Annotated in this window: 25 protein-coding genes and 1 riboswitch; of the genes, 20 read left to right on the top strand and 5 right to left on the bottom strand. The window is 56.5% G+C overall.

Annotated elements, in window-relative coordinates:
* Positions 1 to 8 precede the first annotated feature (8 nt).
* The 9 genes from FHW16_RS05555 to thiD all read left to right on the top strand — a co-directional run bounded on the left by FHW16_RS05555 (position 9) and on the right by thiD (position 8,245).
* Positions 9 to 1,076, top strand: coding sequence for an ABC transporter permease (locus FHW16_RS05555; protein WP_182548117.1), 1,068 nt, complete (start codon positions 9 to 11; stop codon positions 1,074 to 1,076).
* A complete protein-coding gene (gene nikC, locus FHW16_RS05550) occupies positions 1,073 to 2,008 on the top strand; it encodes a nickel transporter permease (RefSeq protein ID WP_182548116.1) in 936 nt (311 codons plus the stop codon). The genes FHW16_RS05555 and nikC overlap by 4 nt, the downstream gene beginning before the upstream one ends.
* Positions 2,005 to 2,838, top strand: coding sequence for an ABC transporter ATP-binding protein (locus FHW16_RS05545; protein WP_182548115.1), 834 nt, complete (start codon positions 2,005 to 2,007; stop codon positions 2,836 to 2,838). The genes nikC and FHW16_RS05545 overlap by 4 nt, the downstream gene beginning before the upstream one ends.
* Positions 2,835 to 3,608 (top strand): ABC transporter ATP-binding protein, encoded by a 774-nt coding sequence (locus tag FHW16_RS05540; RefSeq protein WP_182548114.1) that lies wholly within the window; start codon positions 2,835 to 2,837, stop codon positions 3,606 to 3,608. The genes FHW16_RS05545 and FHW16_RS05540 overlap by 4 nt, the downstream gene beginning before the upstream one ends.
* Before the next feature lie 125 nt (positions 3,609 to 3,733).
* Positions 3,734 to 4,747: a Tad domain-containing protein gene (locus FHW16_RS05535; protein ID WP_182548113.1), complete on the top strand. Its 1,014-nt coding sequence runs from the start codon at positions 3,734 to 3,736 to the stop codon at positions 4,745 to 4,747.
* Positions 4,748 to 4,802: 55 nt separating this feature from the next.
* Positions 4,803 to 4,905, top strand: a riboswitch (TPP riboswitch).
* 118 nt (positions 4,906 to 5,023) lie between these two features.
* Positions 5,024 to 5,767 (top strand): ABC transporter permease, encoded by a 744-nt coding sequence (locus FHW16_RS05530; RefSeq protein WP_182548112.1) that lies wholly within the window; start codon positions 5,024 to 5,026, stop codon positions 5,765 to 5,767.
* Between the two features lie 38 nt (positions 5,768 to 5,805).
* Positions 5,806 to 6,759, top strand: a complete 954-nt coding sequence (locus FHW16_RS05525) for an ABC transporter substrate-binding protein (protein ID WP_182548111.1) — start codon at positions 5,806 to 5,808, stop codon at positions 6,757 to 6,759.
* 26 nt (positions 6,760 to 6,785) lie between these two features.
* A complete protein-coding gene (gene thiE, locus FHW16_RS05520) occupies positions 6,786 to 7,448 on the top strand; it encodes a thiamine phosphate synthase (protein WP_182548110.1) in 663 nt (220 codons plus the stop codon).
* Positions 7,445 to 8,245 carry a bifunctional hydroxymethylpyrimidine kinase/phosphomethylpyrimidine kinase gene (thiD, locus tag FHW16_RS05515; RefSeq protein WP_182548109.1) on the top strand — a complete coding sequence of 267 codons (801 nt, stop codon included), beginning with the start codon at positions 7,445 to 7,447 and terminating at the stop codon, positions 8,243 to 8,245. The genes thiE and thiD overlap by 4 nt, the downstream gene beginning before the upstream one ends.
* Here thiD and FHW16_RS05510 read toward each other — a convergent pair.
* Both FHW16_RS05510 and FHW16_RS05505 read right to left on the bottom strand, forming a co-directional pair.
* On the bottom strand, positions 8,187 to 11,027 hold the full coding sequence (locus FHW16_RS05510; RefSeq protein ID WP_182548108.1) for a DUF2339 domain-containing protein: 2,841 nt from the start codon (positions 11,025 to 11,027) through the stop codon (positions 8,187 to 8,189). The genes thiD and FHW16_RS05510 overlap by 59 nt on opposite strands.
* 73 nt (positions 11,028 to 11,100) lie before the next feature.
* On the bottom strand, positions 11,101 to 11,913 hold the full coding sequence (locus FHW16_RS05505; RefSeq protein WP_182548107.1) for a lytic transglycosylase domain-containing protein: 813 nt from the start codon (positions 11,911 to 11,913) through the stop codon (positions 11,101 to 11,103).
* A gap of 246 nt (positions 11,914 to 12,159) precedes the next feature.
* Here FHW16_RS05505 and FHW16_RS05500 point away from each other — a divergent pair, with 246 nt between their 5' ends.
* From FHW16_RS05500 to FHW16_RS05460, 9 genes are all read left to right on the top strand, one after another.
* Positions 12,160 to 12,909 carry a FadR/GntR family transcriptional regulator gene (locus FHW16_RS05500; protein WP_182548106.1) on the top strand — a complete coding sequence of 250 codons (750 nt, stop codon included), beginning with the start codon at positions 12,160 to 12,162 and terminating at the stop codon, positions 12,907 to 12,909.
* A 23-nt stretch (positions 12,910 to 12,932) separates the two neighbouring features.
* Complete coding sequence (locus FHW16_RS05495; RefSeq protein ID WP_182548105.1) at positions 12,933 to 13,907, top strand: sialic acid TRAP transporter substrate-binding protein SiaP; 975 nt, start codon at positions 12,933 to 12,935, stop codon at positions 13,905 to 13,907.
* A 69-nt stretch (positions 13,908 to 13,976) separates the two neighbouring features.
* The gene (locus FHW16_RS05490) at positions 13,977 to 14,549 is read left to right on the top strand and encodes a TRAP transporter small permease (protein ID WP_182548104.1); all 573 of its coding nucleotides are present in this window, start codon (positions 13,977 to 13,979) and stop codon (positions 14,547 to 14,549) included.
* A gap of 3 nt (positions 14,550 to 14,552) precedes the next feature.
* Positions 14,553 to 15,959, top strand: coding sequence for a TRAP transporter large permease (locus FHW16_RS05485; RefSeq protein WP_182548103.1), 1,407 nt, complete (start codon positions 14,553 to 14,555; stop codon positions 15,957 to 15,959).
* A complete protein-coding gene (locus FHW16_RS05480; protein WP_182548102.1) occupies positions 15,956 to 16,996 on the top strand; it encodes an L-idonate 5-dehydrogenase in 1,041 nt (346 codons plus the stop codon). Before FHW16_RS05485 ends, FHW16_RS05480 begins: the two co-directional genes overlap by 4 nt.
* 176 nt (positions 16,997 to 17,172) lie before the next feature.
* A complete protein-coding gene (locus tag FHW16_RS05475; protein WP_432652010.1) occupies positions 17,173 to 18,015 on the top strand; it encodes a D-alanyl-D-alanine carboxypeptidase family protein in 843 nt (280 codons plus the stop codon).
* Between the two features lie 142 nt (positions 18,016 to 18,157).
* A complete protein-coding gene (locus FHW16_RS05470) occupies positions 18,158 to 18,742 on the top strand; it encodes a hypothetical protein (RefSeq protein WP_182548100.1) in 585 nt (194 codons plus the stop codon).
* A complete protein-coding gene (locus FHW16_RS05465; RefSeq protein WP_182548099.1) occupies positions 18,742 to 19,329 on the top strand; it encodes a hypothetical protein in 588 nt (195 codons plus the stop codon). Before FHW16_RS05470 ends, FHW16_RS05465 begins: the two co-directional genes overlap by 1 nt.
* A 4-nt stretch (positions 19,330 to 19,333) precedes the next feature.
* Complete coding sequence (locus FHW16_RS05460; RefSeq protein WP_182548098.1) at positions 19,334 to 19,909, top strand: hypothetical protein; 576 nt, start codon at positions 19,334 to 19,336, stop codon at positions 19,907 to 19,909.
* 203 nt (positions 19,910 to 20,112) lie between these two features.
* Here the strand turns inward: FHW16_RS05460 and FHW16_RS05455 are convergent, their stop codons facing one another.
* Positions 20,113 to 21,417 (bottom strand): hypothetical protein, encoded by a 1,305-nt coding sequence (locus FHW16_RS05455; protein WP_182548097.1) that lies wholly within the window; start codon positions 21,415 to 21,417, stop codon positions 20,113 to 20,115.
* A 167-nt stretch (positions 21,418 to 21,584) separates the two neighbouring features.
* Positions 21,585 to 22,769, bottom strand: coding sequence for an MFS transporter (locus FHW16_RS05450; RefSeq protein ID WP_182548096.1), 1,185 nt, complete (start codon positions 22,767 to 22,769; stop codon positions 21,585 to 21,587).
* 220 nt (positions 22,770 to 22,989) lie between these two features.
* On the opposite strand from FHW16_RS05450, the gene FHW16_RS05445 reads away from it, so the two are divergent.
* Positions 22,990 to 23,625: a glutathione S-transferase gene (locus tag FHW16_RS05445; protein ID WP_182548095.1), complete on the top strand. Its 636-nt coding sequence runs from the start codon at positions 22,990 to 22,992 to the stop codon at positions 23,623 to 23,625.
* A 10-nt stretch (positions 23,626 to 23,635) separates the two neighbouring features.
* Entirely contained in the window at positions 23,636 to 24,010 is a 375-nt protein-coding gene (locus FHW16_RS05440) for a VOC family protein (RefSeq protein ID WP_246711624.1), read from the top strand.
* A 3-nt stretch (positions 24,011 to 24,013) separates the two neighbouring features.
* Here FHW16_RS05440 and FHW16_RS05435 read toward each other — a convergent pair whose 3' ends face one another.
* Complete coding sequence (locus FHW16_RS05435) at positions 24,014 to 24,547, bottom strand: AAA family ATPase (RefSeq protein WP_182548093.1); 534 nt, start codon at positions 24,545 to 24,547, stop codon at positions 24,014 to 24,016.
* Positions 24,548 to 24,549 lie beyond the last annotated feature (2 nt).

Genomic DNA, 24,549 nt, shown 5'->3' with positions numbered 1-24,549 from the left:
CTGAAACGATGACAACGACTGAAACACAACTGGAGGCCAGACGCTCGGGCGCCTGGGCCTCCAGCCTTGCTCTTGCGATTGGACGCTTTGTCCTGATCGGTGCAATCACCTTCCTTGGCCTTCTTGCTGTCACCTTCTTCATCGGCCGGGTTATCCCCATCGATCCGGCGCTGGCGATTGTCGGTGACCGTGCTCCGGCCCATGTGGTCGAACGCATCCGGGAGGAATACGGCCTGAATCTGCCGCTCTATGAGCAGTTCTACCTCTACGTGAAAGGCGCTTTGCAGGGTAATTTTGGCAATTCCGTTCTGACGTCCAATCCTGTCATGACGGACATCCGGCGGGTGTTCCCTGCCACCATGGAGCTTGCAACCTTCGGCACCGTCATAGGCGCACTTTTCGGTGTGCCGCTCGGTGTGCTTGCCGCTGTCAAACGGGGCAGCTTCATTGATCAGATCGTGCGGATCGTTGGGCTGGTCGGTTATTCCGTGCCGATCTTCTGGCTCGGGCTGCTGGCGCTTCTTGTCTTCTATGCAAAGCTTGGCTGGACATCAGGCCCCGGCCGCATCGACGTGATCTATGAGTATACATTCACGCCCATCACCGGCTTCTATCTTCTCGATGCGGTGTTGCAGGGCAATTGGGAAGCCTTCTGGAACATCTTCTCCTTCATTATTCTGCCGGCATCGTTGCTTGGCTATTTCTCGCTGGCCTATATCAGCCGAATGACCCGCAGTTTCATGCTCAATGAACTGGAGCAGGAATATATCGTCGCTGCCCGGGCAAAAGGGCTTTCCGAGACCCGTATCATCTGGGCCCATGCCCTGCGCAACGCGGCAGTGCCGTTGGTGACGGTCATCGCTCTGTCCTATGCCGGATTGCTGGAGGGATCGGTTCTGACCGAAACGGTCTTTGCCTGGCCCGGTCTTGGCATGTACATCACCAATTCCCTGCAAAATGCCGACATGAACGCGGTTCTTGGTGGAACCATCATCATCGGTTCTGTCTTTGTTGCAATCAATCTTCTGTCCGATGTTCTCTATCGGGCGCTTGACCCACGGACGCGCGCACGATGAGCCAGACAATCAAAACCCCGCCGCCATCGATATCCCGACGCGAATGGCTGATGAGTGATCGGCCGCAATCACGGCTGCAGGCAAGGCTTGGCCGTGCCTATCTCGTGTGGGGCCGATTTGCCAGCAACAGGCTGGCGCTTGCCGGTCTTGGCATCATTGTCGTCCTGCTGCTGGTTGCTGCTCTTGCAAATGTTCTTGCGCCCCATTCGCCTGTCATCGGCGATTTGCGCAATGCCCGGTTGCTGCCACCAAGCGGCGACTATTGGCTTGGCACCGACGATCAGGGCCGGGATATTCTTTCGAGGCTGATCTACGGTTCGCGCCTGACGCTCTATGTCGTCATTCTTGTTGCCATCATTGCCGCGCCAATCGGGCTTCTGGTTGGAACCATCGCCGGCTATGCAGGTGGCTGGGTCGATTCCATCCTGATGCGTATAACCGATATTTTCCTGGCCTTTCCGAAGCTCATTCTGGCGCTCGCTTTCGTTGCGGCTCTTGGACCCGGTATCGAAAACGCCGTCATTGCCATCGCCATTACCTCTTGGCCGCCCTATGCGCGTATAGCGCGAGCAGAGACCTTGACGGTGCGCAATTCCGATTACATCGCCGCAGTGCGATTGATGGGTGCTTCGCCGGTTCGCATTGTCCTGCGCCACATCATGCCGCTCTGTCTGTCCTCGCTCATTGTCCGTGTCACACTGGATATGGCTGGCATCATCCTTACCGCCGCGGGTCTCGGCTTTCTCGGTCTGGGTGCCCAGCCGCCATTACCGGAATGGGGCGCGATGATTGCTTCCGGCCGCCGTTTCATCATGGATCAATGGTGGGTTGCGGCAGCGCCTGGTTTTGCAATCCTGATCGTCAGTCTTGGCTTCAACCTGCTGGGTGATGGCCTGCGTGATGCACTTGATCCACGAGGCAACAACCAATGAGCACCCTGCTGACTGTCAAGGACCTGCGGGTCCAGTTTCCGACCCGTACCGGGGTGGTCGATGCTGTTCGCGGTGTGTCTTTTACGCTCGGTCGCGAACGTCTTGGTATCGTGGGTGAATCCGGTTCGGGCAAATCCCAGACGGGCCGTGCCATCATGGGCCTGACGCCACCCCACGCTAAAATCACGGCGGAGACGCTGAATTTCGATGGGATCGATCTGCTGAAAGTCTCAGCCGCCGAACGGCGTTCGTTGCGCGGTAACCGTATCGCCATGATCCTGCAAGACCCTAAATATTCACTCAATCCGGTCATGAGCATCGGACGGCAGATCGTTGAAACCCTGCGTACCCACGAAAGGGTCAGCAGATCGGAAGCCCGCAAACGTGCACTCGACATGCTTGCGGCTGTGCAGATCCGCGATCCCGAGCGTGTCTATGATCTGCATCCGCACGAGGTATCGGGAGGCATGGGACAGCGTGCCATGATAGCCATGATGCTGATCACCGGCCCCGAACTGCTGATCGCCGATGAGCCGACTTCAGCCCTCGATGTGACCGTTCAGCTTGATGTGCTCGCCATTCTCGACAATCTGGTGCGCGATCGCGGCATGGGATTGATCTTCATCTCCCACGATTTACGGCTGGTCTCGTCGTTTTGTGACCGGGTCATCGTCATGTATGCGGGGCATATTGTCGAGGAGATCGCTGCCAGGGATCTGCACAACGCCAAACATTCCTACACGCAAGGGCTTTTGAACTGCATGCCCAAAATCGGCGCCGATACCCACCCGCTTCCCATTCTTGATCGCAAGCCGGAGTGGGCCGCATGACGATATCTCTTTCCAAAGCTCTTGTTATCGACAAACTCGAGGTCGTATTCGATCGCTTCCGCGCGTTGCGGGGGGTCAGCCTTGATGTGATGCCGGGTGAATCCTTCGGGCTGGTCGGCGAATCCGGTTCTGGAAAGTCAACGTTGCTGCGCGCCGTTGCGGGGCTTGCACCAACGACCGGGGGTTCCATTACGGTCAACGGCAAACTGCTCGGCAAGAGCCGCACCAAGGCATTTTATCGTGAAGTGCAGATGGTATTTCAGGATCCCTATGGTTCGCTGCACCCGCGGCAGACAGTCGACCGGCTTTTGCTTGAACCTCTGGCCGTTCACGGGTTTACCGATATCGAAAAGCGAATCTTGCGGGCGCTGGATGAAGTGGGACTTGGGGCCAGCTTCCGCTTCCGCTACTCGCATCAGCTGTCCGGAGGACAGCGCCAGCGCGTGGCCATCGCACGGGCGTTGATTCTTGAACCGTCGATTCTGCTGCTGGATGAGCCGACTTCGGCGCTTGACGCATCGGTACAGGCGGAAGTGCTGAATCTGCTGGAACAGATACGCCGTGACCGTAAGCTGACATTCCTCATGGTCAGCCACGATCTCGCGGTTGTGACTCATATGTGCGACCGGCTGATGGTGATGCAGAACGGCGCGGAAGTGGAGCGTCTGTCGGCTGCGGACCTTGCTGCCCGCAAAGTCACGCAGGCCTATACGCGCAACCTCTTGGTGGCGAGTGATGGCTTTGTGCGGCCGGATATCCCCGCCGTATAAGCGGTTGTTTCAGGGGATTTTTACCATGATGCAAGGCTTATCGCAGATCGTGACAATCTGAATGATTTTCGTAAAGCAGCATTTACGCCATTTCGTTCATGGTCCGCTCAACACCGGAGCGGGCTATGAAAAAAATCAAGAAATTCCTGAAAGATAAAAGCGGCGCCACTGCAATTACATTTGGTCTGTTGCTGGTGCCGCTATTGGGCGCAACCAGCCTTGCCATTAGCTACAACAATGCAAGCAATCAGCGTTCGGATTTACAGAATGCAGCGGATGCCGCAGTGTTGTGGGGAGCATCGACCTATAAGGGAAACAATCTGGACGATGTGAAGGTTCGCATTCAAAAAAGCCTCCACGCAAACATTCCTGACTTCGACAGCAGTAGCGTCACGTATAATGTGACGGTCACCGAGGACGTTCCTGCGCGGATCAAGCTTGCAGTCGCGAGACCGCTCCGAACGGCATTCATGCAAGTTCTGAACCAAAGCTCGACGACCATTTCGGCCACTTCAACAGCATCAGGAGCGCTGACGCCGGAAGAAGCCTCAATTCAGGTCACGAATGTAAAAGGAACGTATTACAAGAAAATATCCATCATTGTTGTCGCGGCGGACGGTAAACAGCAAGAGATGGGTTCTGTTGAGTACACGTACGTCAACGGTGTGGGAACAGCCAATCCAAAAATAGGATCGGCACCCATGACCTTTAAGCTGGGAACGTACAACTCGTTTTACTTTACCATGATCGTCAAGAAGGACGGCTGCCCGATTGGAACTGCACCCAAATATATTCTGTTTAAGGGGGATATTTGTAGTGCAACCAATGATCCCAGCGCTCAATTGACGCCGATGCCGGATAACCTGACATTCAACCAAGAAAAAGCTTTCAAGGCCAGTGCCAAAGCCTTTCTCGTTCGAAGCGATAGGGCAAACGACGCATGGCGATTTGTGGCGGATGGTGGCCAATCGACAAAAGAGGAAGAGAAGGCTCCAATTCTTATGAATGATTTGATGAACTGCAAGGGGCTCACGCAAAAGCACGGGTGGGAAGATGGCGGCGGCGGTACACCGGACTTTGAATACACGCTGAAGACCGGATGCACATATGACTATTCAAAGGTTCGCCTTACTCAGTAATTTACACCTGCAAAGGCGGCGCGATTGACTTTGTTCTTGCGCCGCTCCATCATGACTTTATTCCGAGGGGGGCACTGTACAGTGCTGAGATAGCGTCGAGCTGGACCCTTGAACCTGATCCGGGTTATGCCGGCGTAGGAACGGGAATTGAGCATTCTTCACGCACTCTGCCTTGTCTTCGCACATATCCGGATCTCCACACGTTTGATGGAGTCCCGCAGATGCCTTTTCCCCTGATACAGCAATCATCGCGTTTGTGACGGTGTGACCACCGCCATGGGCATACTTGTCCGCATTACAGGCGCTTTGCTGGCCGTGCTTCTGTGCTGGCAGCTGGCTGTCTGGGCGCTGCATCCGCCGCGCTTCATCCTGCCGGGTCCCGGGTCTGTCATTGCCACCCTGATTGAGCAGCGCAATTACCTCCTGAGCAACGCCACCATCACCGTGCTGGAAATTCTGCTCGGGATGTTCTTCGGTATCATCGCAGGAATTCTGATCGCACTGCTCGTTGCCGGTTTGCCCGGCTTCGGCCAGCTTATCTGGCCACTGCTGCTTGTCCTGCAGGCACTGCCGGTTTTCGCCATCGCGCCTCTTCTGGTTCTCTGGTTCGGCTTCGGCCTCGCCTCGAAGGTGGTCATGGCCAGCCTGGTTATTTTCTTTCCGGTGGCCTCGTCCTTTGCCGATGCCCTCCGCCGGACCAGTCAGGATTTACTGGATGCCGCTGCACTGACGCAGGCAACGCCGCTGGCGACGCTGTTCTTCATACGTGTTCCCAGCGCTTTGCCGGGCCTTGGTTCGGGCTTGCGTGTTGCGGCCGTCTTTGCACCCATTGGTGCCGTAATCGGCGAATGGGTCGGTGCTTCTCGGGGGCTCGGCTTTGTCATGCTGCAGGCCAATGCCCGCATGCAGACCGACACGCTGTTTGCCGCTCTCATCATCCTCGCTGTTCTGACCATCGTTCTTCGTTTTCTCGTCGATGCCTTTGCTGCACGTCTCACCCCTTGGGCGCGGGCGTCATGATTAAAGGCTGTTCCCGTTTCATTCACAAAGGAATCCCCATGTTTCGCCGCCGTGCGTTCTCCCTTGCTCTCATCGTGTTAACCGCTTTGTCTCTCCTCGCGTCACCCGCAATGGCGGCGGACAAGCTGTCTGTCCTTCTGGAATGGTTCGTCAATCCAGACCATGCGCCGCTGGTCGTTGCCCGCGAGAAGGGTTTCTTCACGGAGGTAGGGCTTGATGTGGATCTGATCCCCCCGGCCGATCCAGCCGCGCCGCCGCGCCTTGTTGCGGCTAAGCAGGCTGATATCGCCATCGGCTATCAGCCCAATCTCTATCTCAGTCATGATGAAGGTTTGCCGCTGGTGCGCTTCGGTACATTGGTGGAGACGCCGCTCAACACGGTGACGGTACTGGCTGACGGTCCCATCAAGAGCCTGAAGGATTTGAAAGGCAAAAAGGTTGGGTTTTCCGTGGCCGGTTTTGAGGACGCCATGCTCGGCGCAATGCTGAAAGCGGAGGGCCTCAAGGCAGACGATGTTGAGTTGATCAATATCAATTTTGCGCTGTCATCATCGCTCATATCAGGACAGGTGGATGCCACGGTGGGCGGTTACCGCAACTTCGAGCTGACGCAGATGGCACAGGAGGGTCAGAAGGGAACAGCCTTCTTTCCCGAGGAGCACGGTGTCCCGGTTTATGACGAGCTGATTTTCCTGACGCACCCCGACCTGGCAAAAGACGACCGTCTGAAACGTTTCATCGGAGCCGTCGAAAAGGGCGCGATCTATCTGACCAATCATCCCGATGAATCTTGGGCACTCTTCATCAAGGCCTATCCTGATCTCGACAATGCGCTGAACCGGCAGGCTTGGACCGATACATTGCCCAGGTTCGCCAAACGTCCTGCCGCCCTTGACCGCAGCCGTTACGAGCGGCTCGGCGTGTTCATGCACGATGCAGGGCTGATCAAATCCGTACCCAAGGTCGATGACCTTGCTGTTGAACTGCGTTGAAACAATTTTCCGAAGAAAGAACAATCATGCCAAAAGTAGATTTCCGGTTGAATGCCATTGTTGACGTCGATGCGATTGGCGGTGACAGGGATCTGGGACAACTGGCGTTGCAGGCTGCACGCGGCGGGGCAACGATCATCCAGTATCGCGATAAGAACTCGCCGACGCGGACAATGGTGGAGCGTGCCCGCGCAATTCATGCCGCGTTGAAGGGCACGGGCATACCCTTGCTTGTGAACGATCGTATTGATGTCGCTTTGGTGGCGGGCGTTGAAGGCGTGCATGTCGGGCGCGAGGACATGCTGGTCAGCGACGCACGAAAGCTGCTCGGGCCGGATGCGATTATCGGCCTCACAGTGAAGAACGAAGCCGATGCGCGGGCGGCGATTGCGTCAGACGTCGACTATGCTTGCGTGGGTGGGTTGTTTGAAACGCCTGCCAAACACAATCCGGACGGACCGATTGGCTTTGACGGCTTTGCCCGACTGGCGGCAATCATCCGCGCGACAAAGCCGGAGTTGCCCGTGGGCGCGATTGCCGGCATCGATCTCGGCAGGGTGGCTCCGGCCATTGGGGCGGGTGCAGACGGGGTTGCAGTAATTTCGGCAATCTTTCGTCAGGATGATCCGCGTGCCGCCGCCCAGATTCTGCGGGACGCCGTCGATGAGGCATTGAGGGCAACGGCATGACGGCCATTGCTCTGACCATTGCCGGTTCGGACAGCGGCGGCGGAGCCGGTATCCAGGCCGATCTCAAGACGTTTTCGGCGCTGGGTGTCTATGGAACCAGCGTATTGACGGCGATCACTGCGCAGAACACACGGGGCGTTACGGCCATTGAGAATCTGAGCCCAGGCATCATTCGCGCGCAAATTGATGCTGTTCTATCGGATATCGCCGTTGGAGCGATCAAGATCGGTATGGTCTCGACGGTGGAAACCATCGGCACGATCGCCGGGGCCTTGCATCACTGGCAACGGAAGGTGGTGCTTGATCCGGTTATGGTGGCAACATCCGGCGATCCCCTGTTGCAACCTGAAGCCATAGAGGCGCTTCGCACGCAGCTCTTGCCATTGGCACTCGTGCTCACGCCAAACCTGCCGGAAGCGGCTCTTCTGACCGGCACGCCTGTGGCCGAAACCGAGGCGGAAATGGCGCGGCAGGCCGAGCTCTTGCTGAAGCTTGGGCCAGCCGCCGTGCTGATCAAGGGCGGCCATGGCAATACAAGCCTCAGTACGGACCTTTTATTCGATGGCGCGTCTGTCACGCCTTTCGAAGGGCCTCGCCTGTCAACGACTCATGATCATGGCACAGGTTGCACGTTGGCGGCGGCTATCGCCAGCGGGCTGGCGAAAGGTTGTGATCTTCTAACGGCAATCGGTGCGGCGAAAGAGTATCTGACGGCAGCCATGGCCGCCGCCGATACGCTTAAAGTGGGTCAGGGACGCGGTCCGGTTCACCATTTTCATCACTGGTGGGCGGCGTAGCTGCCGCCCCCGCATTGAGGATGCGCTGGTAGAACAGCCCAACACCTACCAGCGACAGGCCGAGTCCAATAAAGGAGAGTGCCCGCAAGATGCCTTCGAGGTTGGACATATCGAGCAGAAACACCTTGGCGATAACCAGGAACACGATGGGAGCCGAAATCACGCGCAGCAAACGGTTCTGACGCCAAGCGCCAAGACCGAAGAGACCAAGGCCGAACAGCAGCCAGACGGCTGAGTAAGTGAACATTTCCATCGAGTCGACACCAAGCCACAGATCAATGTCGCTGCCCCAGAAGAAGACGCGGATGGTGAGGGTTACCCATGTGAACAACATGAGACCGGACAGGATCGCCAATGCCATGGCGTAATGCCGCGGGCGGTTGGCCTGTGCCATGACCAACGGCAGACCAAACAGTTTTATCTGCGGTTCGCCAAAGGCATTGAGCGCCACGAGTGCAGCCAGCAGGCCTGGTAGAAGATACCCCATGAACAGGCTGTTGAAGATCAGTCCATCGCCAACGGAACCGTCGAACAGCGGATTGAGGAAAATAAAATGCTGGGTCACAGCAACCAGAATGCCGACATAGCCCACAAGGAGCGCAGCAGTGCGGTAGAGCCAGTCTTGACCGCCTTTGCTCAACATCATCAGTGACAATGATCCGCCGAGCGCGATGAGCGTGTAGAGCGATTGCTCGCTCAATGTTATATCGCCGCCGCTGTCGAGCGTTCCGCCGTTCATCCAGTGGCGAACGAGTATGTTGACGAGGACAAAGCCTGCCAGGACGGCAAGGGCCTGAACAAGCCGGTAGGCAGTGTCCTTGATCTCTTTGGCCAGCACAATCTGTGCAACAATCATGGCCACGAAGAAGCCGCCGTAATTGAGCAGAAGCTGATTGAAGAGTGGTGTGGTCGAGAGCCGGTCGCTACCGACGATCGTTGGGTCGAAGAGAATGTGTCCAAGGATAATCACGGCAAAAACCGCTGGCGCAAAACGCAGCACCGGTGCAATGCGAGTCCGTGTGGCAACGGCATAGATGAAGGCAAGAACACAGGCGGCCAGAACGCGCGATTGCGGTTCGAACACTGTGAAAAGAGCAAGAACGGCAAAACCGATAGATGCTGCGTCGAACAACCAGGCAGGCGAAATTGGCTTCGCATTATCCTTCCACAGACGCGTCAACCATGTCGCGCTGCCAAAACCGATAATTGCAAGTCCTACGCTGAGTATCTCTTCGGTTGAGGCCAGAGTGTTGCCGAAGATATAAATCATCATCGTAATCATCACGAAGGGAACAGCGGTTCCCAACGCCGCGTAGGCGATGCCGCGGACGATATCAGGCAGCCGCGCAAGTATGGTTGCCGCGATGACGCTGATGACCGTGAATGCAAGTGCAACAAGAATGGCGAAGCCGCGGTATTTTGCCGGATCGTAGAGCGGCAATCCTGAGCTGTCGAAGCCACTCTCCAGCAGTTGATGCATGTCCACGAGGGTGAGCGGCACGAGCGAGATGAGCGCTGCCGGAACAAGGAAAGGCAGGGCGCGGCGTATGAATAGTGGCGCCAGCGTCGACACGGCAATGACGATTGCTGCCAGAACCAGGAACCGGAAGGAAGCAAGTCCAAAGAGATCGTGCGAGACATAGCCAAGACCGAGGAAAACTGCGCCTACCGCCCCCGCAATGGTGATCGGATCATAAGACGGTTCTTCGGTCCGGTCGAACAACGTGTAGTTGCCCGGCTTCAGATGGCTAAGGACGGATAGAGCCAACAGGCTGACCGTCAAAAGGCCAAGCGCACCGCCATTCGGCATGGGGTCAAACCCGGTATATGCACTTCCCCAAAGTGCAGCGAGAACAATCGCCCCGGCACCGATGAGCGGCCAGTTTTTTGCACGCGACAGGATCACGGCAACCAGAGTGACAATGGATAGGTATGTCATGAAACTGTAGGGGGCAGGTGCCTGCGAGTTCACCAGCGCCGGCGTCAGGTAGGAGCCGATAAGACCCAAGCCGGCGATCCACGGACCATGTTTGATCGCAAGGGCGAGTGTAGCAAGGCCCACTGCACCCAGCGCCACGAAAGCGGTCGGGCTGCCGATGAAACCATAGATTCCATGGGCGGCATAGACGACGGCAAACAGTGCTGCCGATCCGGCGGCGGTCAGAACGCCGGGAATATAATCAGGACCCGTGACGGATAGGCCGAGCGGCTTTTCCTTGCGGCGCAGATATTCACCCGCACCCAGCAGCAACAAGCCAAAAACGGCGCCGAGACAAAGCCGGATACCGGGGCCGAGAAGTTCGTTCTCGATGGAGTACTGGACGACGAAGATACCACCAAGGAACAGCGCCACGCCGCCAATCCACACGGGCCAGTTGCGGCCAAGCGACCGCTCGAAATCGCCATAGGACTTCTTTGGCCGGGCTGCCGGTACGGACGGGGTGGGGGTTGCGCGGACAGTCACAGGCGTCGCCGAGGGCTTGCCTGACATGATTTCCGCGACCTTTTTCGGGTCCAGTCGCGCAGAGGCGGCCATGGCCGGTATCGGCGTTCCCACAGGCTCGGCCGGGGGGATTTCGCGCGCCGAGGTCGCGGTTAATGGTTCGTCTGCCCGGAATCGCCGAATCGGTTTCTCGTTCTCTCTAGCAACAGGCGCCAGTTGGGTTTTTTCCTCAACTTGACGTTGCAACTGCTCCACCTGCTTGCGCAGCGCGGTGATTTGCTGTCGTGCAGTCACGGCTAAAACAAGCGCGACGATCGAAATGATAATGGAAAAAACCATTTGTATGCTCCAGATTGAGCACACAACGCCATGAATCGGCTCATTATTCAACTAGTGCGTTTAAAGTTGGAGTTTATAGCCCGTAGGGGCGATCTGCCGGAATAGCAATGAAGCCGGGACGCACCGGAGACGGGTCTGGCAGATAAGCCACCGTCTGCATTGTAGCAGCCGACTGACTTATCGCGGGCACCGGTGCCATAGGCAGTGAAGCAATCTGTGTGGACTGGACAGGCGTGCTGCCGCCCTTCAGGCCGGTTTCATCCAGCATGCCTTTGCGTTTGGCTTGGTAGTAATAGCCGCTGGCATAGAGGCGAACAGCCCGGTCAAAATTCTGGTCAGCAACCTTGTAAGCACCGGCCAGATACTTCACCCCATATTTGAGGTTGGTTTCCGCATCGAGCAGATCCTTTGGCGTACCGCTGTGACCCATGGCACGGGCAGTGGATGGCAGAATTTGCATCAACCCCCAATACTTGCCGTTGCGTGCTTCCGGACGGCCCCGGCTTTCCCGGTGGACCACGCGGCGCACCAGCGCTTCAGGCACCGCGTAGGCGGCGGAGTATTGCGAAATCAGATTGTCGACCCGTGGGCCGTAGGTCTCTGTCTTTGCGGGGCCGGCAGTTTTGGGTGTCTCGGTTGAAACGACCTGTGCCGTGGCACTGGTGGTCGCAAGGGCCGCTGGGTTGGCGGCGGGACCGGCATAAGCCATCTGCACTGGTGCAGCGGTTACAGTTCCGATTGATGCGGTAGTGCGGGATGCAGCAGCAGGGGCAGGGATCGACGCTGTGTTGGCCGGCAATTTCGTGTTGGCCGTGGTGCAGGCCGCCAAGGTCAATACCAGACCGAGACAGGCGAGCGGGCGCAGCAATCGAATGTCAGAAACCATTGTCCACCAGTTTTAAGTGACCGTTTACGGCCTGTTAATTTCCTCTCTTAACCTGTTCGCGGGCATTGGCAGCAATCACTTTGCGCAACAATCTGTAACAAACGGCCTTTCCACAGGGTTTCAGTGGCATTTCCATGGCAAAAATGCGCCGTTGACTCCCTCATATATATCAATGTATCAGTTGAATATTGGTAAGGCCAATTTACCAGTCGTGCGTGTTCGGGGTGATCACGCGGAGGGGTATTCATGTTTGCAGCCATCCAGCCACGCCGGCTCTACCGGCAGGTCGCCGACCAGATACGCGCGCTCATTGAAAAGGGTGAGTTTGCGGTAGGAGACCGATTGCCCGGAGAACGCGAGCTGGCGGAACAGCTGGAAGTTTCCCGGCCAACTGTGCGTGAAGCTCTGATTGCGCTTGAAGTGGAAGGATTCGTCAACATTCGCATGGGGTCGGGCATCTATGTCATCCAGCAGCGTCCCCGCCGCATTTCGTACCATCCGGAAGATCTGGAGGGACCTTTCGAGCTCCTGCGTGCCCGTTCCCTGATTGAATGCGCCATCGCCGAAGAGGCAGCGAAAGTGGCGACATCAGCTCATATAGCAGCACTGGACGATGTTCTGACCAAAATGGCCAGCACGTTTCACAGCCCGCAGACATCGATCGGCTACGACCGGGACTTTCATACAACGGTGGCTGGAATTATCGAAAATTCCGCGCTGAACCGTTTCGTCGGCGAACTCTTCGACCAGCGGATGACACCGTATTTTGAAAAGCTCGCGAGCTATTTCGAGGGCCCGGCATCCTGGCGGCAGGCGTTCGCTGAGCACCGCGCCATTCGCGACGCCATCGCTGCGGGCGATCCGGCAGCGGCAAGGGCTGCCATGCAATTTCATCTGCAGCAATCGCAGGCAAGATTTTCCGAAAGTTTTGGCGAGGAGCCGGACGCGGAGAGGGGGCAACCCGAGGGGAGCCGCAAGAGAAGCAACAAGATCTGATTTCAATCTGGGAGGAGAAAGACATGAAGATCAAATTGACTGCCATTCTGGGCGCCGTGGCGGCGCTTGCATTATCTGCCGCAACGGCGCAGGCGCAAACGGTGCTCAAATGGGCGCATGTTTACGAGACATCCGAACCGTTTCACACCCAGTCCGTCTGGGCGGCCGAGGAAATCAACAAGCGCACCAACGGGCGCTACAAGATCGACGTTTTCCCCGCTTCGCAGCTGGGAAAAGAAGCGGATATCAATCAGGGCCTGAAGCTCGGAACGGTTGACATCATCATTTCGGGGTCGAGCTTTGCGGCACGTGATTTCAAGCCTATCGGGGTTACCTATTTCCCCTATATTTTCCGCAACCCCGAACATCTCATCGCGTATACGAAGAGCGATATCTTCAAGCGTTTGGCCAAAGGATATGAGGACAAAACCGGCAACCACATCGCTGCCGTCAGCTATTATGGCACCCGCCACACCACATCGAACAAGCCGATTGCCAAATGCTCCGATATGCAGGGGTTGAAAATCCGCGTGCCCGATGTGCCTGCCTATCTCGCGATGCCGCGTGCCTGCGGCGCCAACACCACGCCGATCGCTTTTGCCGAAGTCTATCTCGCCTTGCAGAACGGTACTGTCGAGGCACAGGAAAATCCGCTGACCACAATTGAAGCGAAGAAGTTCTTCGAAGTGCAGAAGAACATCGTACTGACAGGCCACATTGTCGATCATCTCAATACGGTGGTGTCCAAGACCCGTTGGGCAAGTCTCTCCGACGAAGACAAGAAAATCTTCGGCGATGTGATGCAGGAGGCGGCGGAGAAAACCACGAAGATCATCGAAGACAAGGAAAAGCAGCTTGTCGCCAGCTTCAAGGAGCGTGGTTTGAACGTTACTGAAATCGACAAGGCCGATTTCGAGAAGAACGTGATGGAAAAGGTGAAGTTCGAAGACTTCGGTTACGAAAAGTCCGATTGGGAAGCCATTCGCGCCATCAAGTAACGCCCGGCGATGGCCGGACGGCAATGCCTCCGGCCATTTCTCCCCACGGTTTTCGAACGGAGAGATTGCATGACAAAGGAAATTCATACCCAGACGAGCGCCGAGGAACTGGCGCACTCGTTTGAAGATGCCGCGCCGGTTGCCAATCTGTCTGACTACGCGGTGGAGGACTGGCTGACGCTGGTCGTCTTCTGGTTGATGACAGGTTGCGTTTTCCTGCAATTCTTCACGCGTTACGTTCTCAACAACAGCTACGCCTGGACGGAAGAGATCGCGATCAATTGCCTGATCGGGGTGGTGTTCCTTGGCTCCGTCATGTGTGTGCGGGTCTCGCGGCACATTCAGGTGGATGTGCTCTATCACTATATCCCGGCGGGTCTTGCCCGTGCACTAGCAATCTTTGTTGACCTGGTTCGCATGGGCTTCTTTGTCTACGCCTGCTGGCTGATGTGGCGCTATGTCGAAATTGTTGCTGATGAGCAGATGGTCACCGTCGATCTGCCGCGCAACATCGTTTTCTATTCTGTTCTGGTCGCATTCATCCTGATGCTCTTTCGCTCCATTCAGGTTTTCATCAGCAATTTGCGCCGTGGCTATTCCGTTCTGGAACGGCCGGAGGAATTTCAGAAGGTAGAGGATTAATCCATGCTGCTTCTTGTTGGATCGTTTCTTGTTCTCATGATCGTCGGCGTGCCCGTCGCCATCTCCATGGCCGTGGCTTCAGTGCTCTACCTTGTCCTTTATGGCGTGGCCCCTGACATTATCGTGGCGCAGCGCATGATTGCCGGCGTCGAGAGCTTCCCCCTTCTCGCCGTTCCCTTCTTTATTCTCGCCGGCAATCTGATGAATTCCGCCGGTGTCACCGGCCGCATCTACGCCTTTGCTGTTGCTCTCGTCGGCTGGATGAAGGGCGGTCTCGCACAGGTCAATATTATCGGTTCCGTTGTGTTCTCCGGCATGTCCGGCACAGCGCTTGCCGATGCCGCCGGTATCGGCACCATCGAAATCAAGGCGATGAAAGACCATGGCTATCCCATTGAGGCGGCCGTTGGCGTTACCGCCGCTTCGGCAACGCTTGGCCCGATCTTCCCGCCATCACTGCCTTTTGTCATCTACGGGATGATGGCCAACGTCTCCATCGGTGCCTTGTTCATGGCGGGCATCATGCCCGGCGTGGTCATGACCGTCCTGATGATGCTGACGGTTGCAATCTTCGCCTACATCTACAAATGGGGTTCGGACGCCCCCTTCGAGATGAAGCAATTGCTTGAGGCGGGGCTGGAAATCCTCATCGTCTTTGCCGTTCCGGTTATCATCTATCTCGCAACGCTGCTGGGCTTCTCGGTCAATGCCTCGGTGGGTATCGCTCTGGTCATCCTGCTGGCGGTCGATTGGTATTTCGATTTTTCCGCCGTTATGGCTTTGATGACACCGGTTATTCTCATTGGCGGCATGACAATGGGGTGGTTCACGCCCACGGAAGCAGCGGTTGCCGCCGTGCTCTGGTCATTGTTTCTTGGCCTTGTGCGCTATCGTACCATGACCTTGGCAAGCCTTGCCAAGGCCAGTTTCGATACAATCGAAACAACGGCGTCGGTGCTGTTCATCGTGACGGCCGCTTCGGTTTTTGCGTGGCTGCTTACTGTCAGCCAGGCGGCGCAGTTGCTGTCTGCCGCAATCCTGTCGATCACTGACAATAAATGGGTATTCCTGATCCTCGTCAATGTGTTGATGCTGTTTGTCGGCTGTTTCCTCGACACGATCGCTGCCATCACTATTCTGGTGCCGATCCTTCTGCCGCTCGTCCTCAAATTTGACATCGATCCGGTGCATTTCGGGTTGATCATGACGCTTAATCTGATGATAGGGCTGCTGCATCCGCCACTTGGAATGGTGCTGTTCGTGCTCTCGCGCGTTGCCAAGCTCTCGGTTGAACGCACCACTATGGCGATCCTGCCATGGCTCGTGCCGCTTTTCATCGCGCTTATTGCCATTACCTTCATACCGGCGATCACCCTGTGGCTGCCGACACAACTGGGACTGATTAAATGAACACAATAGCTGCCACCCTTTTCGGACCTGAAGATTTGCGTGTCGTGGAAGGGACGCTCTCCGCGTTGAAACCGAACATGGTGCGTATCCGCTTTGGTGCAGGCGGCATCTGCGGTTCGGATATGCACTATTTCCGCCATGCAAGGACCGGCGATTTTGTGGTGACATCGCCGCTCATCCTTGGTCATGAAGTGGCGGGGGAAGTCGCTCAGATCGGGCCGGAGGTTACAGGGCTTGCCGTTGGTGATCGTGTCGCGGTCAATCCTTCACGCTGGTGCGGAACCTGTGCCTATTGCCACGAGGGTCGTGCCAATCTCTGCGAGAATATCTACTTCATGGGTTCCGCTTCAAAGACGCCCCACATGCAGGGCGGCTTCGCCAGTTACTTCGATGCAACCCCTGCCCAATGTGTAAAAGTGCCCGCCGATTTTCCATTTCAGGCAGCGGCACTGGCCGAGCCTCTCGCGGTATGCCTGCATGCGGTGCGGCGCGCCGGTCATGTCAAAGGGCACTCGGCCATTATATTCGGTTCGGGCCCCATCGGGCTTTTGACTCTGCTGGCGCTGAAACATGCCGGGGCGGAATCGGTGGCGATGGTTGATCTTGCCGCAGCGCCGCTCAAATTTGCACTGGAACTTGGTGCTGACCAGGTGTTCGACCTTTCGGAAGACGAAGAAAAACTGGCCAAGCATGCCGTCGCGACGCCGTTTGACATCGGTTTTGAAATTTCCGGTACGGCCGCAGGGCTCGCCTCCGCCATACGCACTGTACGGCGCGGCGGCACGATCGTTCAGGTGGGCAATCTGCCGGGAGGTGCAATCCCTGTCCCTGCAAATGCTGTCATGGCCAAGGAGCTGGACCTGAAAGGTACATTCCGTTTCGGTGAAGAATTCTACGAAGCGGTGGAGTTGATCGTCTCGGGTGAAGTTGACGTCTTGCGGCTTGTGACCGGCGAATACCCTTTGAGCGCTGCTCCCGAAGCATTCTCCGTGGCCCTCGACCGGTCCCGCAGCGTCAAGGTCGTCCTGACAGCATGAAAGCCGTCGATAGCCCTGTGGGAAATCGCCGCTTGGTCTCACGCGGGAAATCCGCTAACAGGATGGCGGTGCAGCGGATTATTAACGATACTGCGCTAGAAACCGCCTATTGAGACTCTTGGAAGTAAGACCACCGGAAAATGAACGTGCCGCGAGTTTTTTATCCCCTGTCATTGATGTCGAAATGCGTGGCATTGTTTGTTCTGGTCGTTGGCATGGCCAGTGGTTGTACCACCACCTCGGCATTACAGCCCGTGGCAGCGACAGCCCCGGCCGTGGTCACCGAAAAATCCGCTTCGATCGTCGTTGATAGTAGCACCGGTGCGGTACTCTATCAGGCCAGCGCTGACCTGCCGCGAATACCCGCGTCACTCACAAAGATGATGACGCTGTATCTCACCTTCGAGGCGCTGGATTCCGGACGCCTGACCAAGACGACTATAATCCCGGTTTCTGCCCACGCCGCATCTCAGGCACCCAGCAAGCTTGGTTTCAGGCCGGGGCAGTCAATCGATGTCGACACGGCAATCAAGGCGATCGTGATCAAATCAGCCAATGACGTTGCCGTCGCTCTTGCCGAAGCGCTTGGCGGCTCCGAGCCGCAGTTCGCTGCGATGATGACAGCCAAGGCTCGCCAGCTTGGCATGAAAGGCACCACCTTCAACAATGCGTCAGGCCTGCCCGATCCCATGCAGATCACTACGGCCCGCGACATGGCTCTCCTCGGCATGGCACTTCGCAAACATTTCCCGCAGCAATACTATTATTTCGCTTTGCACGACTTCACGTTCAACGGCAAACTTGTTCAGGGCCACAATCGCGTGCTGGCACAGCTCAACGGGGCCGATGGCATCAAGACAGGTTATGTCCGGGCCTCCGGTTTCAATATTGTCACCTCAGTCTATGACAATGGCCGCCAGCTTGTGGCTGTAGTGATGGGTGGCAACACGGCAAAGGCGCGTGACCAGCAGGTTGTTGATCTTGTTCATAGCTACCTGCCGATGGCTGCTTCACGCTAGAGCAACTTCTGTCAAAGTGGAGCTGTTCTGCCGGCTTTTGCCCAAGGACTTGCCATGCGGCGCGCTTACGTTGCATGGTTTGCCAGAAAGCGACTCAGAGTTTAGCGCGATTGTATTGCGTTAAGGGGAGAATGATCGCCCGATGTGGTCCCACGTGCGCAATCTTAGCAGCAAGGCGCTTGCCTGGATAACAGCCGGTATCGGTACATTCGCCGCGCTCGTCGTTGCCGTTGCGCTTGGAGTTTCGGAGGCGCGATCACCAAATGAGATTCCGATAATAAAAGCTGGGCAGTCGCTCGATGCAGGCAGGTGGCAGGTCAAACCGCTGAAAGCCTGGGTAACTGATCAGAAGATCTACGGTCTGACGCCAAAGGAGGATCAGAAGGCTCTGATCCTTGAGGTGGAACTGATGAATCGCACGGCCCAGTCGGACAGGGCCTATTACAGCACATTTCATCTGCCACCAACGCTGGAGGCGGCGGCAGAAAAGCCGATGATCTATCTTGCCCGGGATGAAGCACTGATGCCATCCCTCCAGCCCGGATTACAGGAAAAAGTGGCCTATGTCTGGCTAATGCCCGCGAGCGCGGTCCCCAAAGACAATATAGATTTCAGTATTGAAGCCGAAACGTTCAAACCGCGCGATAATTTGTATGGCATGCCGGGCTGGTTCAATAAATACAACGCAGCCACGGTCAGCTTGGTTCTTGCAGGAGGAGAGGGCTGATGCGCCACCTCCTCAATATTCTTGCGGTCTGTCTTGCCGTCGTCCTGCTTTATGCCATGCAGCAGACCAAGCCGCATTATATGGACTTGACCGGCCCTATCCCGTCCTATGGCAAGATGCACGACAAGATTCATGCCCGCCAGTTTGATGTAACGGTCAATCAGGTGGAGTTTGCCCGCGAGCTGACATATACCCGATATGGGAAAAGTACGGCCTTAACGACGTCAGGACTCTGGGTTATCGTGACAACGGAACTGGCGGCGACAAATGCTTCAACTGTGGTTATTTCAGCAACCTGGCTGGGCGCCACAGGTTTGCGTTACGAAAAATCGGATCGGGTTGGCACGCTGAGCAGCCAAATGCCTCCAATACTTGATCCTGGCATGCCCAAGAAAGCGCGTTTTGTCTTCGAGATCCTGCCGGATCAGGTGAACGGGGCCACATTCGTGCTCTCCAGTCAGATGGCGCCACGGCTTGATTCCGAGGCACGTATCGCAATTGACGATTTCAGAAAATTCAATGACGGCCAGCCGCTCATAGTCGACAGATATGATCTTTCAAAACCCGTGCTTGTTTCAGGGAATTGATATCGTGACCCTCGTGCATGAAGACACGCCAAACCCTTCCGAGCGCCGCTGGCGACGGCGCAGCCTGTGGGCGTTATTGTTGCTTGTCCCTCTTACTCTGTTCGTCATATCGTACGATGATCTCAAGGAAATGGGAAAAAGTGATGACTTTCTGCCGATTGACGTCTCCGCTGGTCAGAGCGCCCGCTATGGCGGCAGTGACTGGCAGTTTGTCGGGCTGCGGACCGTTACCGAAGGGATAAAATCCAAAACGCCGCCGGCAAACGCAGTGCCGGTTGTCGCGCGTTTCATTGTCGAGATCGGCGAGCCGGATCTGAGAAATCTCTGGGTAATGTGCTCGATCAAGCTTGTTGATGCATCCGGGCGTTCATGGTCGCCAACCTCGGTGCCCGGCTTGCCGCGCCCGGCCGATGGTATAGAGACATGCATCTCCACTATCTTTGCCGAGGTCGGCAAAGGTACGCGGCGGGTGGTTGAGGAAACATATCTTGTTCCTGCGAATATAGTCGGGGAGCTCAGGCCGACAATCGGAATGCGGGGTGAGCGTCCCTATTACCTGCGCTTTGCCCGCCCGGAATAAAAGGCGGGGCTGTTGACCTGACCATCATGATTCTGATTGCACTCCTATTGTGCGTGGTTCGACAAGCTCACCATGAGGGAGAGTGGTACTGCAAAGCTAACCGGAAATATTGCGGTATGAGCAATCTTGCAGAATGGAACTCCCTGCAATCCCTACTCCCCCTCATGGTGAGCTTGTCGAACCACGCACAATCGTTATGCAGATCAACCGTTCGCTACGGGTTCCAAACCTTCTGGTGTTTGCAGCGCCACCTTTCTTGTCATTGAAAATGCTGTTTCAAGCACCGCTGCCAAAAAACATATCCGCAGCGGCTCGACCAGAATCCCGGTCGAGGAGTCCTGCAAGGGGCTGCCAAACAGGAAGCTGACACCATCAGATAGTGTCTGCCAGACATCCAGCGGATGCGGACCTATCAACCAGGCGGTGCCCAGCCACAACCACGCGGCTGCCCATTCGATAAAACGATAGCCGAGGATCAGTGTGATGATCAAAAGCAATCCCGAATTGAGGGTCAGCTTGACGCTATTGGCGATCGGCAGGTAACGCGAGCGATAGCCACCGATGAAATGTTCGATGAAGTCGCGAAGGAATTTCGGGATGGTTTTATAACGCTCGCCGAAGCGTTCGACGCGATGATGGACTCGCAGCAGTTCCTTTTCGTCACGCACATCATAACCATAGACAAGTGCCACCATGACCAGCCAGATGACCGGCAGCAATGCATGGAAAAACAACACTGTTGCAGTCGTGCTGAACGCTTGCGGAGCCTGCTCGACCGGTATCGGGGCAGCGGCATAGGCTGACGAAACCGGTTCGGACAGGCTGGCAACCAGTGACTTGATGTAAGTCCAGAGAGTGCCTTCGCTCAGCGCCCTCATCCAGCTGTCTTTCCAGCGGCTGATAATATACAGGCCGATAAAGACCCAGTTCGTTTCGCACACAACCATAACGATCTGCCAGACAGATCGTCCGGTTTTCTCTTTCATGGTCTTCGCACATTTCCGCACGATCCACGAGATGGCGACAGACAGAAGCAGCCATTTGGAATCCAGTACGTCGAGTACATTGCCACCGCTTTCTCCGAAGGGCATCTGTGCCAATGCAGCGCGTGAATATTGCCGTACCGTATCACCCAGAAATCCCCATGCCGCATAATAGGCAAAGAACGGAATGAGCGCGACGGAAACCATGGCAGCCAGACTTGAAAGGCCTTGGTGCGTGTCGTCTTTTTCGTCTCCTGTCTGGCTTTTCCCTTGAGCCGCGTTCAGAGCCGGAAGGCCGGGCCGCACAATCTGGATCATGGAGACTGTGGTCACCAGTTGCGCCAGAGCCACCAGCGTGAGGACTGCTAGCCCCGCGTAGTGGTTTGCGTAGGCAGCGTCGACTGCAAGTTGCATGAGTATCTTTGATGCAAAAACGCCGAGCAGCAGAACGGCAAAAAGCTGCGGCCAGAATCTCAACCACAGCCGGAATGTCAGCTTTATAGGCAAGACGACTTCGGCCAGCATGACAAATCCCTCGCGAATCTCATGCCGACCATACCAAAATTGCCAGTCCTGTCACCCTTTGGGTCGACAGGCGCTATAATCAGAATGTCCGCCATTCAATGGGAACAACAAAAAACTGCGCCGGAAATCCGGCGCAGTCGTCGTGGTTGCAATTACGGAGGACTTGCTTAGCAGGTAGCCAGAGCTGCCGCACCAGCGCGCCGGTCAAGCGCCTGGCTCCAGAGGGTCAGACCCAAAGCGCCGACCACCAGAATGGCACCAACCCAAGGTGTTGCACCGAGACCAAGCGGTGAAGCCACGATGATACCGCCAAGGAAGGCTCCGCCGGCAATGCCGAGGTTGAAGGCGGCTATGTTGAGGGCCGAGGCCACATCAACAGTTTCCGGCGTATGGATCTTGGCAAGCTGCACCACGTAAAGTTGCAGACCTGGAACATTGGAGAAGGACAATGCACCGAGTACAGCAAGCGTGACCAATGACCAGACCGGCGAAACAGCCGTGAAGGTGAAGACAGCAAGCACAAGAGCCTGCAGGGCAAACATCACGACCAGCGCACCAACCGGGTTGCCGTCGGCAAGGCGACCGCCAACCATGTTACCCACGGCAATCGACAGGCCGTAAAGTACGAGGATGAGGCTGACTGTTGAGCCGGCATAGCCTGTGATTTCCTGCAGCACCGGTGCAAGGAAGGTAAACATCACGAATGTACCGCCATAGCCAAGGGCTGTCATGGCAAAGGCAAGCAGCAGGCGGCCGCTGCCGAGAACACGAACCTGATCGATCAGACGGGCGGGCGCAGCCTTGGCTATCTTCGGAGGCAGAAGCACGGCAATGGCGATCAGTGCAATCACACCAAGGGCGGAAACGGCCCAGAATGTTGCGCGCCAGCCGAGTTGTTGACCAATAAAGGTTCCAAGCGGAACGCCGGTAACGATAGCAACGGTCAGGCCCAGGAACATCATGGCAATAGCCGACGCGCGCTTGTTGGGAGCAACGAGATCAGCTGCAATGGTGGCGCCGACCGAGAAGAACACGCCGTGGGCAAAGGCGCTCAGGACGCGGGCGACGAGCAGCAGTTCATACGTTGGCGAGAGAGCCGCAGCTGTATTGCCAATGATGAAAAGAGCCATCAAACCGAGCAGAAGAGGCTTGCGTTCAATTTTGCCGGTGAGGGCAGTCAGAACGGGTGCGCCGAAGGTAACGCCGAGCGCGTAAACGCTGACGATGAGACCGGCAAGCGGTAATGTGATGCCGAGATCACCGGCAACGGTGGGGAGGAGGCCAACGATCACGAATTCTGTCGTGCCGATGGCATAGGCGCTGATTGTCAACGCCAGTAGTGCGAGAGGCATTGTCTTATCCTTTGAATGGCGGTCAGATTTCGGTCCGGCCCGTGAATGGAATGACGACGGATAGAGATCCGGTTGCACTGAATATGGTTGAAGTGCATTCCATTGATAATCGCATGATATTGCGTGATGCTCGTGAATTGAATTCATAAACAGAACAATTGACGGTCAAGACTTGTTATATCGGGCGGTTTCATGAAAACTCGCACCAATCGAGGCTGCCATGACGCATGATCTGCCAATTCTTTACTCCTTTCGCCGCTGTCCCTATGCCATGCGGGCGAGGCTGGCTGTTCATGCCTCGCGCCAAAGTTGTGAGCTGCGGGAAATTGTGCTGAGGGACAAGGCGCCCGATTTTCTCAGCGTCTCGCCCTCCGGAACAGTGCCTATGCTGCTGTTGCCTGACGGCACCGTCATCGATGAAAGCCTCGACATTATGCGCTGGGTGCTGAGGCAGCATGATCCGGAACATTGGCTCAGTGTTGATGATGGCGGGTGGATCGCGCGCAATGATGGACCGTTCAAGCGCAGCCTTGACCGCTACAAATATCCGGCCCGCTTCGAAAAAGTTGATCCGCTCGCCGAACGGGGAAAGGCCTTGACGATACTGGATGACTACGAAGAACGGCTTGCCTGGTCCCGTTATCTCTTTGGCTCATCACCATCTCTCGCCGACATGGCAATTTTGCCATTCGTCAGGCAGTTCGCCAGTGTGGATGGTGATTGGTGGGGGGCAATTGCCCGGCCGGGCGTAAAACGCTGGCTGGGGGAGTTCGTGTCCTCCGGCCGGTTTGAGGCAGTCATGCTCAAATATCCTAAATGGCAGGCGGGCGACGCCCCCACTCTATTTGGTCAGTAAATGTCGGTTCTTGCTTTCTGAGAAACTTTTCCGCCGGGATGGTGCCGCGAAGGTAGCGGAATTCTACAGGCATGCCTTTGGCGCGACACTGGTCCATATGGTTCCTGTTGATGAGAAGGGCCGGACAATGCATATCCATCTGCATATCAATGGCAGTTCGATCATGCTCAGCGACCCGTACCCGGAATATGGGCAGCCGCTGCAAAACCCCCAGGGCTATTCCTTGCAATTGGTTGTCGATGACATCGATACCCGGTGGAAAAGGGCATTGGATGCCGGTGCAGAGGTGGTAATGCCCGTTGAGCTCATGTTCTGGGGTGACCGCCCCGGCCAGCTGCGCGATCCCTTCGGTGTCATCTGGGCCATGAACGCACCAGCGACCTGAAAATTACCACGCGGCGGGGTGCGGGCCGGCCAAAATCCGGTCCACCACTTCGGTGACGGCCATGGCAGATGTATCGATCCACAGACCGATGCGCGGTGTCTCGCGCTCGAGGGCATCCGCCAATATGACGGGTGGAAAACTTTCGCTGTAACCGGTCTTGCTGCGGGCTTCATCACGCTGGGCCAGAATGTCTGGCCGGGGATTGAGCACCACAATTCGAGGTGAAAAGGGCGCGAGACGATTTGCAACATCCTGCAAGGCATGCCCAATCAGGATGTCCTGATAAACCACGGAAAAACCTGCCTCAACGTAGTGCCGCGCGGCATCACAGGCGAGTGCCTGCCGCAGATCGAGCTGCGTAATCGCATCGGCTGAAAGCTCAGGGCCCATCACTGCCGCGCCATTGACGATCATGCGCCGAAAGATATCACCGCGCAGATGCACGGATTTTGGCAAGCGCTCGGCGAGTGCCTGCGCCACAGTCGATTTGCCTGCGGCCATTGCTCCAGTGACGATGTAGAGATGCGGTTTGGTCATGA

The organism is Phyllobacterium myrsinacearum, from assembly GCF_014138285.1.
GTDB lineage: Bacteria > Pseudomonadota > Alphaproteobacteria > Rhizobiales > Rhizobiaceae > Phyllobacterium > Phyllobacterium myrsinacearum_A.
The sequence above is the reverse complement of the archived record's forward strand: the minus strand, read 5'-3'. Positions and strand labels throughout refer to the sequence as shown.